Here is an 11,840-nt window from a genome sequence, read left to right on the forward strand (position 1 = left end):
GGCCGCCGCGGTGGTGGGGCGGGCTTTCACGGATCGCTCCTCGCGTGCGCCGGTGTCCTGAAGTGACCCGACGGTAACGGGAGGGGTTTACCGAAGGTAACCCGTCAGTAAGTTACGTGGTGGTAACAATTGATCGAGGATCAGCCGTTCTGGGCGCCGCCGGCCAGCGCGCTCTTGGCCTTCCAGGCGTCCCAGGTCAGGTTCCACTCGCCGTAGCCGTTGCCGAGGTCGGCCTTGCCCTTGGAGCCGCTGCCGACCACTTCGAGCGGGTCACCGGCCTGCACCTGCTCGTATACGGACTTGGCGTTGGCGTCGCTCATGCCGACACAGCCGGAACTGGTGTTGGCGCTGCCGAAGTTGGCGGAGTTCCACGGGGCGGCGTGCACGTACATGCCCGACCAGGTCAGGCGCATCGAGTAGTCGACCATCTTGTCGTAGGCGTCGCCGAGGCCCACCGTCTGGGAGTCCATCCGGATGGTGCCCTCCTTCGCCATCAGCACCATCTTCCCGGACCAGGAGGCCTTCTGGCCGCCCGGAGTGCCCGCCGAGACCGGGACCGTCTTCACGACCTGGCCGTCCTCGGTGATCGACATCTTCTTCGTGTCGAGGCTCACCTCCATCCGGCGGTCCTTGCCTATCTTGAACTCCGTGCTGTAGTCGCGGGCGAAGAGCCCGCCGCCCGCGCCGGAGTCCACGCCGTTCAGGTCCATCTCGACCTTGACGTCCGTGCCGGACTTCCAGTAGTCCTTCGGCCGCCAGTCCACCCGGTCGTTGCCGGAATAGTCCTTGAACCAGCCCCAGGAACCCTCGGTGTTGTTCGAGGTGGTCACCTTCAGCTGCTTCTCGACCTCGGCCTTGTTCTTCACCGGATTGTCGAAGACCAGCGAGACGGGCATCGCGACGCCGACCGTGCTGCCCTTGGAAATGTTGATGGAGACCTTGTTCACCTTGTCGGCGGCCGAGGTCTTGAACTGCGTGCCCGCGTTCTGGCTGTCGGTGTTCTGCGCCTCGACCTTGTAGTCGGTGTTCGGGGAGGCGTTGCGCCCCGAGGTCCAGGTCTTCCCGTCGGCGGCGATCTGCCCGGCCAGTTCACCGCCCTTGCCGTCCGTCACCTTCACCTGCGCCAGCTTGCCGTCGGCGATGGTCACCTTGACCGGCTCACCCGCCTTGACCTGGTCACCCGTCAGGTTCACCGAGACGGCCATGGCCGGCTTGTTCTTCGCGTCCCCCTTGGCGTCGCCGCCGTCCGCGCCCCCGTCGGCGCCACCCGAACAGGCGGTCAGCGCGGCGGCGAGCAGCGCGGTGCCGGCCAGCGCCACCTGGCGGACCCGACGACGCGGCAGTGCGGTACGGCGTGTGCGGCTCAACGAAAACCCCTCCGAAGTAATGGTCGTCCGTAATCAAGGAGCGGACGACACGACTCTAGGTTCCCTATTCCGCCGAAAACATCGTCGTCCGGGGTTGTGACGTGCACCGCAGCGAAACAGTTGCCGTTCGGTCACATGAAAGGGACCGTTCCGGAAAGGACTTTGGTCCCGGAACAAAGGCCGAAACGCACTGGCGGGACGCCGGTGTCACCGTGCGCGCGACCGGGGCCGGAGCGGGACCGCCCGGCGGGACCGGGTTACCCTCCACCTTCGACCAGGTGAAGGGAACACACCTCGATGGAAGCCAGTACCCGCACGGACCCCCGCGCGGTCCGCGTCGAGGCCGGAGCCGACGCCGACGCCGACGCCGACGCCGACGGGCGGAAGACCGCGCCGGGCGGCTCGGTCCTGCGCAGCGGCGCGCTCATGGCGGCCGGCTCCATCGTCTCCCGGGCCACCGGCTTCGTCCGTTCCGCGGTGGTCGTCGCGGCACTCACCACCGGCCCCCTCGGCGACGGCTACGCCGTCGCCAACACCGTCCCGAACATCCTCTACATGCTGCTGGTCGGCGGCGCGCTCAACGCCGTCTTCGTACCCGAACTGATCCGGGCCGCCAAGGAGCACAAGGACGGCGGGGCCGCCTACACCGACCGGCTGTTCACCGCCTGCACCCTGGCCCTCGTGGTCCTCACCGCCGTCGCCGTGCTCGCCGCACCGCTCATCATCGACGGATACACCGAGTACAGCGGTGCCCAGCTCGACACCACCGTCGCACTCGCCCGCTTCTGCCTCCCGCAGATCTTCTTCTACGGCCTCTTCACCCTCCTCGGGCAGATACTCAACTCGCGCGGCAGGTTCGGCGCGATGATGTGGACCCCCGTACTCAACAACGCCGTCGTCATCGCCGTCTTCGGGCTCTTCCTGTACCTCTCCCACGGAGCCCCCGACGGACTCACCGCGGCAGAGACCCGCCTCCTGGGCATCGGCACCACCGCCGGGATCGTCGTCCAGGCCCTCGCCCTGATCCCCTCGCTGCGCGCCGCCCGCTTCCGCTGGCGCCCCCGCTTCGACTGGCGCGGCAGCGGCCTCGCCCGCCCCCTGCGCAACGCGGGCTGGCTGGTCCTGCTGGTGTTCACCAACCAGATCGCCTACTGGGTCATCACCCGCTTCTCCACGGTCACCGGCGAACTCGCCCACGACGCGGCTCGCGCGGGCGTAGCCGGTCTCGCGGGCGACGCCGGCTACGCCGCCTACACCAACGCCTACCAGCTGTGGATCGTCCCCCAGGGCATCGTCACCGTCTCCCTGGTGACCGCCCTGATGCCCCGGATGAGCGCGGCCGCCTCCGACGGCGACCTCACGGGAGTGCGCGAGCAGGTCTCCTACGCGCTGCGCTCCAGCGCAGCCCTCGTCGTGCCCGCCGCCGCCCTCTTCGCCGCGCTGGCCCCCTGGCTGATGGACTGCGTCGTCGGATACGGGCACGTCAGCGCCGCCGACGTCGAGGTCATGGCGGGCATGCTCCTCGCCTTCGCGCCCGGCCTCATCGCCTTCTCCGCCCAGTACGTGCTCGCCCGCGGCTTCTACGCCCTCTCCGACACCCGGACCCCCTTCTTCCTCAACCTGGTCATCGTCGCCCTGAACGCCGGGCTCTCCTACGCCGCCTACGCGGCCCTCCCGCTGCGCTGGGCCGTCACCGGCATGGCCGCGGCCACCTCGATCGCCTTCACCGCGGGCGCCGCCGTGACCGCGTACGCCCTCGCACGCCGGCTCGGCCCGCGCGCCCGGCCCGCTGCCGCAGCCCGCCCCACGTCCCTCGGGACCCACCTGCGCCTGCTCGCCGCCTGCCTGCCCGCCGGTGCCGCCGGGTACGCCACGGCCAGGGCCGCCGACGGCCTCGGGGCCTACGCGGCGGCCGGGGCGGGAACCATCGTGCTCGCGCTGATCGTCGTACTCCTCGCCGGGCCCCTGCGCCTGACGGAGATCACCGACCTGATCGACTCCCTGCGGCGGAAGACCGGCCGAAAGCGGGAGGAGACCGAATGAAACACCCTGGGATACTGACCGGATGCCACGCGTACTGCTGATCGAGGACGACCCTTCCATCCGGGAAGGGGTGGGACTCGGCCTGCGCCGCCGCGGCCACGAGGTGAGAGCCGCCGACACCGGCGAGGCCGGCCTCGCCCTCATGGGCGGCTTCCACCCCGATCTGGTGCTCCTCGACCTCATGCTGCCCGGGATCAACGGCGTCCAGGTGTGCCGCCGGATCCGCGAGACCAGCGAGGTCCCGATCATCATGCTCACCGCACGCGGCGACGACTTCGACATCGTCGTCGGCCTGGAGGCCGGGGCCGACGACTACATCGTCAAACCCGCCCGCACCGAGATCATCGAAGCCCGGATCAAGGCCGTGCTGCGCCGGCTCAGCGACCCCGTGGGCCGCCCCGGCGTGGAACACCACGGCGAACTCGCCGTCGACCGCGCCGGCCTGACCGTGGCCAAGAACGGCGAACGCGTCCCCCTCGCCCCCAGCGAGATCAAACTGCTGCTCCACCTGACGGCCTCGCCCGAGCAGGTCTTCTCCCGCCAACAGCTGCTGGAGTACGTGTGGGACCACAGCTACCACGCCGACGCCCGGCTCGTGGACGCCTGCGTGCGCAGGCTGCGCAACAAGATCGAGGACCCCGGCGGCAGCCCCCGCTACATACAGACCGTGCGGGGCTTCGGCTACCGCTTCGGACCGCTCGGACCGCGTTAGGACGGCTGCCGTGCGAAAGTTCGCGCCGCTCGGGCTGCGCACCCGCCTCATCGCGGCGTTCCTGCTGGTCGCCGCGATCTGCGCGGTCAGCACGGCCGCCCTCACCTACCGCCAGGCCCGCAGCGCCGTCCTCACCCAGAGCCAGGACACGGCCGTCAGCACCCTGCGCGACCAGCTGGAGGGCCAGGCCCTGACCCTGCCGATGGACCGCGCGCAGCTCCAGCGGGTCGTCAACGAGATCGGCAAGCGCGGCAAACCCCACCCCTGGACCGTCTACGCCGAGTACGGCACCCTGCGCGCCTCCTCCAACGGCACCCCCACCACCTCCGGCCTCCTCACCGACGCCCTGCGCGCCCAGATCGCCGACCATCCGCACGGCGCCTTCCAGCGCGTCGAGGACGAGCGGGGCGAGCCGTACCTGACCATCGCCATGCCCGCCGTCTTCGCCCACCACGGCGTCCGCGAGCCGACCGGCGCCGTCCTCTACGCCGTCATGCCGCTGCTCACCGAGCAGCAGACCGTCGACGCCATGGTCCAGGCGGCCCGGCAGGGCGCCATCCCCGGCCTCGCCATCGCCGTCGTCCCCGCCCTGCTCGCCGCGCGCAGCGTCCTGCGGCCCGTGCGCAACCTGCGGCGGGCCGCCCAGAGCATGGGACGCGGGCGCCTGGACACCCGTATCGAGGTCCGCGGAGCCGACGAACTGGCCGGGCTGGCCCGTACCTTCAACGAGACCGCCGGAGCCCTGGAACAGTCCGTCGCCGAACTGCGGGAGGCGGAGGTCCGGGCCCGCCGGTTCGCCGCCGACGTCTCCCACGAACTGCGCACCCCCCTCGCCGGGATGCTCGCCGTCACCGAAGTCCTCGACGAGGACGCCGAACGGCTCGACCCCGACACCGCCAAGGCGCTGCGGCTGATCAGCGCAGAGACCGGCAAGCTCGCCGTCCTCGTCGAGGACCTGATGGAGATATCCCGCTTCGACGCGCGCGCCGCCGAACTCAACCTCGACGACGTGGACGTCGCCGAGGCCGTGCGCAAGACCCTGGAGCGACGCCACTGGGACGACGACCGGGTCAGCGCCGACCTGCCACACGAGGTCCGCGCCCGGCTCGACCCGCGCCGCTTCGACGTGGTCCTCGCCAACCTCGTCGGCAACGCCCTGCGGCACGGCGGCGCCCCCGTACGGATCGCGGTGCGCACCGAGTCCCGCGCGGACGGGGAACGCCTGCTGGTCGAGGTGGCCGACAGCGGGCCCGGCATCGCCGCCGAGGTCCTCCCGCACATCTTCGACCGGTTCTTCAAGGCCGACGCCGCCCGGACCCGCTCCGCCGGCAGCGGCCTCGGGCTCGCCATCAGCCTGGAGAACGTCCGCCTGCACGGGGGCACCCTGAGCGCGGCCAACGCCCCCGGCGGAGGAGCCGTGTTCACCCTCGACATGCCCCTGGAGACCAGCGCGTGACCCTCCGTTCCGCGTCCGGCCGCCGTACCGCCGCGGCCGTGGCCGCCGCCCTGCTCGGCCCCGCGCTGGTCACCGGCTGCGGGATCAAACCCACCGAGGTCGTCGAGAGCGGCGCCGCCGCCCGGGTACCGGTCGCCGCGCCCTCCCGGGCCCCGATCGTGTACTTCGTCACCGCCGAGGGGCGCCTGGTCCCCTCGCCCTATCCCGAATACTCCGACAACAGCCCGCAAGGCAGCCTGCAGTTGCTGCTGCGCGGGCCCGGCGGGGTGGAACAGGAGGCCGGGCTCGGGACCCGGCTGCCGCCGTTGGACGCGGGGATGGCCGGGGGAGTCAGGGCCTTCTTCACCTCGGAGTTCCGCCTGGAGGCCCGTGTCCCCTTCCCGGTGGCGGCGCTCGACCCGCTCGGCATCAAGCAGATCGTGTGCACGGCCGTGTCCACCGCGGGACCCACCGTCCAGGTGGTGGTGCGCGGTCCCGACACCGAACTGGAGCCCACCCGCTGCGGGGCCGGGCGCTGACGCGGGCCCGGCGCCCTTGCGGGGGCGCCCCGCATGCCGTCACGGTGTGGACCATGGACCGCGCAGCAGCAGCCCCGGACACCACTTCGGACGTCCCCGGGATCCCCGACGTGTTCGATCCGCGCCTGTACGCCGAGGGCGTCCCGCACGCGCGCTACCGGCTGCTGCGCGACCACCGTCCGGTCGCCTGGCAGGAGGAGCCGGAGGTCGGGGGCTGGCCCGCCGGCCCCGGGTTCTGGGCCGTCACCCGCCACGCCGACGTCGTCCGCGTCCTGCGCGACCACACCACGTACTCCTCCTGGACCGGCGCCACCCAGATCCGCGACCCCGACCCCGGCGACCTGCCCTTCCTGCGCAGCACCATGCTCAACCAGGACCCGCCGGCGCACGGCCGGCTGCGCCGCCTGGTCGCCCGCGCCTTCACCCCGGCCCGGGTCGACGCCTTCGCGGGCCGGGTCCGGGAGCGGGCCCGCACCCTGCTGGCCGCCGCCCGGGACGGCGCCGAGGACGGCACCGCCGACGTGGTGGCGTCCGTCACCGACGAGTACGCCCTGCTGAACCTGACCGACCTGCTGGGCGTTCCGGCCGCCGACCGGGGCCTGCTGCTGGAGTGGACCGTACGGGTCATCGGCTACCAGGACCCCGAGGACGCCCCCGCGCCGCTCCTCGGCCCGGACGGCACACCACTGAACCCCCGGTCCCCGGCCCTGCTCGGCGAGATGTTCGCGTACGCCCGCGAACTGGCCGCGCACAAGCGCTCGCACCCGGGCGACGACGTGATGACCGCCCTCGCGCGGGCCGGACTGGACCCCGCCGAACTGGAGATGTTCTTCTTCCTGCTCACCGTCGCCGGAAACGACACCGTCCGCAGCGCCGCCCCCGGCGGCCTCCTCGCCCTCGCCCGGAACCCCGACGCCTACCGCCGGACCGCCGACGGCAGCGTCCCCGCCGACCGGGCCGTCGAGGAGCTCCTGCGCGTCCACCCGCCCGTGCTCAGCTTCCGGCGCACCGCCGCCCGCGACACCGAACTCGCCGGTCAGCCGATCCGCGCCGGCGACAAGGTCGTCGTCTTCCACGCCTCCGCCAACCACGACGAACGCGTCTTCGCCGACCCGGACCGCCTCGACCCCGGCCGCTCCCCGAACCCGCACGTCTCCTTCGGCGACGGCCCCCACGTCTGCCTCGGGGCCCACTTCGCCCGCCTCCAGCTGCGCATCCTCCACGAGGAGTGGCGCGCCGCCCTGCCCGCGCCCGAACTCGCCGGGGAGCCGCGCCGACTGGTGTCCAACTTCATCAACGGGATCACGCGGCTGCCGCTACGGGTGTCCGGGCGGCCCGCGTGACGTCGGCGACGAGCTCGGTCACGTCCGGCCCGTAGGCGTCGGAGTTGATCACCTTGAGCAGGAGGCAGAAGGAGTCGCCGCCGTGCTTGCGCGCCAGCTCCCGGTGGTGCCTGGCCAGGTAGCGGGCGGCCGCCTGGTTGCTGTTGGCGGTCTGCCCGGACAGGACGAACACCGGCCGGGTGCCCCGCTCCGTCACCAGCCTGGCCAGCAGCACGTATTCGGCCGTTCCCACCTCCCAGCGGTAGGTCCGGCCGCCCACGGTGATCGCCCCCCGGTCCTGGGCGGGCTCGGCCGCGACGACCATCCGCACCCCCGGCAGAAGGGACGTCAGGTGGGCCGTCGTGCGGGAGTTGGAGGAGGGTCCGCCCACACAGAACTCGGCGCGCTCGCCGAAGCCCTGCCGGGCCGCGTCGTGGCCGACGAGCTGGACCGTCGCCCCGCAGTCGCGGATCAGCGCCGATATCTCCAGCAGTGCGAAGGCGTCGTTGCGGTGCAGCGAGGAATCCTTTCCGCCCATCTGCCGGTTGACCACGAACAGGCAGTCGGAGCCGGTCGGCAGCCCGAAGAAGGCCTGTTTGCGGCGCAGTTCGCGGTGCCACAGGTAGGTCCGGAAGAACCAGCCGAACCCGCCGCTGACGGCGGTGGCCACCACCCCGAGCACGATGTTGCGCACGTCGTCGTCCATGCGGCGGATGGTAACGGCCGCCCGGCCTTCCTGACGCGGCCGGTGCCGTGAAGTTACGCTGCGCCTCGCAGGTCTGACAGGCCGTCGACTGGAGGAACCGGATGCGCCGTCCCGCAGCACGTCAGTTAGCGCTCGTCGCCCTCGCCGGGGCGCTCGTCTCGACGGGGGCCGCCGCGCCGCCGCAGGACACCGCCGCACCGCCCAAGGTCCCGGTGGCCGCCGGCTACGGCGGCGCCGTGGCCAGCGTCGACGCCGACGCCTCCGCCGCCGGGATCGCGGTCCTGCGCGCCGGCGGCAACGCGGTGGACGCCGCCGTCGCGACCGCCGCCGCGCTGGGCGTCACCGAACCGTATTCGGCGGGCATCGGCGGGGGAGGCTACTTCGTGTACTACGACGCCGCCTCCCGCCGGGTGCACACCATCGACGGCCGCGAGACCGCGCCCGCGAGCGCCACCGCCACCCTGTTCCAGGAGAACGGGGTCCCGATCCCCTTCGACCAGGGGCAGACCAGCGGCCGCTCCGTCGGCGTCCCGGGCACTCCCGCCACCTGGAAGAGCGCCCTCGACGCCTGGGGCTCCCGGCCGCTGGGGCAGCTCCTGCGGCCCGCCGAGAAGCTGGCGCGGGACGGCTTCACCGTGGACGCCACCTTCCGGGCCCAGACCGAGCTCAACCAGGACCGGTTCAAGGACTTCCCCGACACCCGCAAGCTGTTCCTGCCCGGCGGGCAGCTGCCGGTCGTCGGTTCCACCTTCAAGAACCCCGACCTGGCCGCCACCTACGCCGAACTCGCCCGCAAGGGCACCGGCGCCCTCTACCGCGGCCCGCTCGCGCAGGACATCGTCCGGGCCGTCCGCACGCCTCCCGTCGACCCGGCCGCCACCCGCGTCGTCCGCTCCGGCGACCTGACCACCGCCGACCTGAGCGCGTACGCCACCAAACGGCAGGCGCCCACCCAGGTGGGCTACCGGGGCCTGGACGTCTACAGCATGGCGCCCTCCTCCTCCGGCGGCACCACGGTCGGCGAGGCCCTGAACATCCTGGAGGGCACCGACCTGTCGAAGCTCTCCGAGGCGCAGTACCTGCACCGCTACATCGAGGCCTCCCGGATCTCCTTCGCCGACCGGGGCCGCTGGGTCGGCGACCCGGCCGCCGAGCAGGTCCCGACCCGCGAGCTGCTTTCGCAGCGGTACGCGGACACCCGCGCCTGCCTCATCAGGCCGGACCGCGCCCTGACCAGCCCGCTCGCCCCCGGAGACCCCCGGCACCCGGCCCCCTGCGCCACCACCGGCCAGGTGGCCCCGACCACCTACGAGGGGGAGAACACCACCCACCTGACGGTCGCCGACCGCTGGGGCAACGTGGTCTCCTACACCCTGACCATCGAGTCCACCGGCGGCAGCGCCATCACCGTCCCCGGGCGGGGCTTCCTGCTGAACAACGAGCTGACGGACTTCTCCTTCGCTCCGGCCGCCCCGGGCGTGCCCGACCCGAACCTGCCGGGGCCGGGCAAGCGCCCGCGCTCCTCGATGTCCCCGACGATCGTCCTCAAGGACGGACGGCCGGTCCTGGCCGTGGGTTCGCCGGGCGGCGCCACCATCATCACCACCGTCCTGCAGACCCTGCTGGGCCGCCTGGACCGGGGGCTGCCGCTGGTCGACGCCATCGCCGCCCCGCGCGCCAGCCAGCGCAACCAGACCACCACCGAACTGGAACCCGGGCTCTGGAACAGCCCCGTGCGCACCGAGCTGGAAGCCCTCGGCCAGGGCTTCCGGCAGAACCCCGAGATCGGCGCGGCCACCGGCGTCGAGCGCCTGCCGGACGGCCGCTGGCTGGCCGCGGCCGAGACCACCCGGCGCGGCGGCGGCTCGGCGATGGTCGTCCACCCGTACGGGAAGCCGGAGGGCGGGTCTACCGGGCGGTGAGGATCCTCGGGCCGTCGGCCGTGACGGCGACCGTGTGCTCCGCGTGGGCGGCCCGGCTGCCGTCGACGGTGCGCAGGGTCCAGCCGTCGGCGTCGCAGGCGTAGTCGTCCGTACCGCCCGCGATCAGCATCGGCTCGATCGCGAGGACCATGCCGGGGCGCAGCTTCATGCCGCGTCCCGGCGGGCCCTCGTTGGGGACGCCCGGGTCCTCGTGCATGGTGCGGCCCACGCCGTGGCCGCCGAAGCCGTCCGGGATGCCGTAGCCGGCGGTGCGGCAGACGGTGCCCACGGCGTGCGCGATGTCGCCGATCCGGTTGCCGGGCACGGCCGCGGCGATGCCGGCGGCGAGGGCCGCCTCCGCGGTCTCGATCAGGCGCAGGTCGGCGGGGCGGGGCCGGCCGACGGTGAAGCTGACGGCGGCGTCCCCGACCCAGCCGCCGAGCTCCGCCCCGCAGTCGATGCTGACCAGGTCGCCGTCGCGCAGCCGGTAGTCGTCGGGGATGCCGTGCACGATCGCGTCGTTGACCGAGGCGCACACCACCGCCGGGAAGGGCACGGGCGCGAACTGCGGCCGGTAGCCCAGGAAGGGGGAGGAGGCCCCGGCGCCGCGCAGGACCGTCCGGGCCGCGGAGTCCAGTTCCCGCAGGGACACCCCGACCTCTGCGGCCTTGCGTACGGCGGCCAGGGCGCGGGCGACCACCCGGCCGGCGGCGCGCATCTCGTCGATCTCTCGGTTCGTCTTCAGTTCCACCATGCCAATAACTATACCGGTATAACTTTACCGGGATGATTATTGGGGGCGGAGGGGTAGGCTGGGGGCATGGTCCGTACCCCCCTGACCCCCGAAGAGCGCGAGCGCGGCGAACGCCTGGGCGCGCTGCTGCGCAAGGCGCGCGGCGAGCGCAGCATGGTCGAGGTCGCGGCCGGCGCGGGACTCTCCGCCGAGACCCTCCGCAAGATCGAGACCGGGCGCGCCCCCACCCCCGCGTTCTTCACGGTGGCCGCGCTCGCCGAGGCCCTCGGCCTCTCCCTGGACGAACTCGTCCGCGCCTGCGTCCTCGTACCCGCCTGACGGCGGAGCCCCGCGCGGCGGTACGCCCGTGCCGGGGGAGTGTCCCGAGGCCGATCGGCGCAACCGGCGGTGGCGGCGCCGGGGCGCGGGGCAGGCCTCACGGCATGCCAGCCGTGAACGAAACGAAACGCCTCGGTCTCGCCGCGCTCGGCGCCCTCCTCGCGGGCGGCCTGCTGCTCGCGGCCTGCGCCGACCCCGATGTCCAGGCGCCCCCGAAGGGGCCCGGGGACGCGGTCCTGCCCCACCGGGGCGACGCGCTCCCACGACGGGAGCAGCCGGCCCGCACGGGCTCGCCGTCAAGCTTTGAGACTCCCGTAGCCCGCCCGTAACACGGGTGGGATCCAATGCGGTCATGGAGACGCCGACTGCGCTGGTGATCGGGCAACTCACTGAATACGTGCGGGACTTGACGCGGAGGCTGGACCCCGGGGCGGGCTGGTACGGGGAGTTCCTGCGGCGGGATCCGGGTGGGGTGCGGGCCTGTCTGGAGGGGGTCGCGATACCGCCGTGGGACGTACTGGAGTCGCTGCTCGGGGACCTTCCGGGGGATCCGGAGAGCAGGGCCCGGGAGGCCGCCCACGCGGCGGGGCTGCGGGCCGCGGCGGTCGCCGCGTGGGACTCGATGCCGGGCGGGGAGCGGGAGCTGCGGCTCCAGGTCGACGTGGCGGCCGGGCAGTGGGCCGCCTCGGAGGCGGCGCTGCGCGGCCTGACCGAGCGGCTCG

General features: G+C 73.0%; 11 protein-coding genes and 1 pseudogene. 9 read left to right on the forward strand and 3 right to left on the reverse strand.

Going from position 1 to position 11,840, the window contains the following annotated elements; translation table 11 throughout:
• Positions 1-140: 140 nt before the first annotated feature.
• Complete coding sequence (locus tag ABZW32_RS30855; RefSeq protein WP_356222135.1) at positions 141-1,367, reverse strand: Ig-like domain-containing protein; 1,227 nt, start codon at positions 1,365-1,367, stop codon at positions 141-143.
• A 297-nt stretch (positions 1,368-1,664) separates the two neighbouring features.
• Here ABZW32_RS30855 and murJ point away from each other — a divergent pair, with 297 nt between their 5' ends.
• The 5 genes from murJ to ABZW32_RS30880 are packed head-to-tail and all read left to right on the forward strand — an operon-like array spanning position 1,665 to position 7,439.
• Complete coding sequence (gene murJ / locus ABZW32_RS30860; protein WP_356222137.1) at positions 1,665-3,410, forward strand: murein biosynthesis integral membrane protein MurJ; 1,746 nt, start codon at positions 1,665-1,667, stop codon at positions 3,408-3,410.
• A 22-nt stretch (positions 3,411-3,432) separates the two neighbouring features.
• Entirely contained in the window at positions 3,433-4,122 is a 690-nt protein-coding gene (locus ABZW32_RS30865) for a response regulator transcription factor (protein ID WP_356222140.1), read from the forward strand.
• Positions 4,123-4,132: 10 nt separating this feature from the next.
• Positions 4,133-5,578 (forward strand): HAMP domain-containing sensor histidine kinase, encoded by a 1,446-nt coding sequence (locus tag ABZW32_RS30870; protein WP_356222143.1) that lies wholly within the window; start codon positions 4,133-4,135, stop codon positions 5,576-5,578.
• Positions 5,575-6,096: a hypothetical protein gene (locus tag ABZW32_RS30875; RefSeq protein WP_356222146.1), complete on the forward strand. Its 522-nt coding sequence runs from the start codon at positions 5,575-5,577 to the stop codon at positions 6,094-6,096. The genes ABZW32_RS30870 and ABZW32_RS30875 overlap by 4 nt, the downstream gene beginning before the upstream one ends.
• 53 nt (positions 6,097-6,149) lie before the next feature.
• Complete coding sequence (locus ABZW32_RS30880; RefSeq protein ID WP_356222149.1) at positions 6,150-7,439, forward strand: cytochrome P450; 1,290 nt, start codon at positions 6,150-6,152, stop codon at positions 7,437-7,439.
• Here the strand turns inward: ABZW32_RS30880 and ABZW32_RS30885 are convergent.
• Positions 7,399-8,124: a hypothetical protein gene (locus ABZW32_RS30885; protein WP_356222151.1), complete on the reverse strand. Its 726-nt coding sequence runs from the start codon at positions 8,122-8,124 to the stop codon at positions 7,399-7,401. The two genes, ABZW32_RS30880 and ABZW32_RS30885, sit on opposite strands and share 41 nt — an antisense overlap.
• 101 nt (positions 8,125-8,225) lie before the next feature.
• On the opposite strand from ABZW32_RS30885, the gene ggt reads away from it, so the two are divergent.
• Positions 8,226-10,046, forward strand: a complete 1,821-nt coding sequence (gene ggt, locus ABZW32_RS30890; protein ID WP_356222154.1) for a gamma-glutamyltransferase — start codon at positions 8,226-8,228, stop codon at positions 10,044-10,046.
• Here the strand turns inward: ggt and map are convergent.
• Positions 10,033-10,800, reverse strand: coding sequence for a type I methionyl aminopeptidase (map, locus tag ABZW32_RS30895; RefSeq protein ID WP_356222156.1), 768 nt, complete (start codon positions 10,798-10,800; stop codon positions 10,033-10,035). The two genes, ggt and map, sit on opposite strands and share 14 nt — an antisense overlap.
• Positions 10,801-10,866: 66 nt before the next feature.
• Between map and ABZW32_RS30900 the strand changes: the two genes are divergently transcribed.
• The 3 genes and pseudogenes from ABZW32_RS30900 to ABZW32_RS30910 form a co-directional block, all read left to right on the forward strand.
• The gene (locus ABZW32_RS30900) at positions 10,867-11,118 is read left to right on the forward strand and encodes a helix-turn-helix transcriptional regulator (RefSeq protein ID WP_356222158.1); all 252 of its coding nucleotides are present in this window, start codon (positions 10,867-10,869) and stop codon (positions 11,116-11,118) included.
• Positions 11,119-11,231: 113 nt separating this feature from the next.
• A complete protein-coding gene (locus tag ABZW32_RS30905; protein WP_356222161.1) occupies positions 11,232-11,447 on the forward strand; it encodes a hypothetical protein in 216 nt (71 codons plus the stop codon).
• Between the two features lie 23 nt (positions 11,448-11,470).
• Positions 11,471-11,840 (forward strand): annotated as a pseudogene (locus ABZW32_RS30910) (hypothetical protein); the annotation flags it as partial.

Origin of the sequence: Streptomyces sp. NPDC004667, assembly GCF_040609475.1 — a bacterium.
GTDB lineage: Bacteria > Actinomycetota > Actinomycetes > Streptomycetales > Streptomycetaceae > Streptomyces.

Excerpts from the sequence above, each read along its gene's own strand:
- murJ (WP_356222137.1), top strand. The coding sequence starts at position 1,665 with ATGGAAGCCAGTACCCGCACGGACCCCCGCGCGGTCCGCGTCGAGGCC.
- ABZW32_RS30865 (WP_356222140.1), top strand. The coding sequence starts at position 3,433 with ATGCCACGCGTACTGCTGATCGAGGACGACCCTTCCATCCGGGAAGGG.
- ABZW32_RS30880 (WP_356222149.1), top strand. The coding sequence starts at position 6,150 with ATGGACCGCGCAGCAGCAGCCCCGGACACCACTTCGGACGTCCCCGGG.
- ABZW32_RS30885 (WP_356222151.1), bottom strand. The coding sequence starts at position 8,124 with ATGGACGACGACGTGCGCAACATCGTGCTCGGGGTGGTGGCCACCGCC.
- ggt (WP_356222154.1), top strand. The coding sequence starts at position 8,226 with ATGCGCCGTCCCGCAGCACGTCAGTTAGCGCTCGTCGCCCTCGCCGGG.
- map (WP_356222156.1), bottom strand. The coding sequence starts at position 10,800 with ATGGTGGAACTGAAGACGAACCGAGAGATCGACGAGATGCGCGCCGCC.
- ABZW32_RS30900 (WP_356222158.1), top strand. The coding sequence starts at position 10,867 with ATGGTCCGTACCCCCCTGACCCCCGAAGAGCGCGAGCGCGGCGAACGC.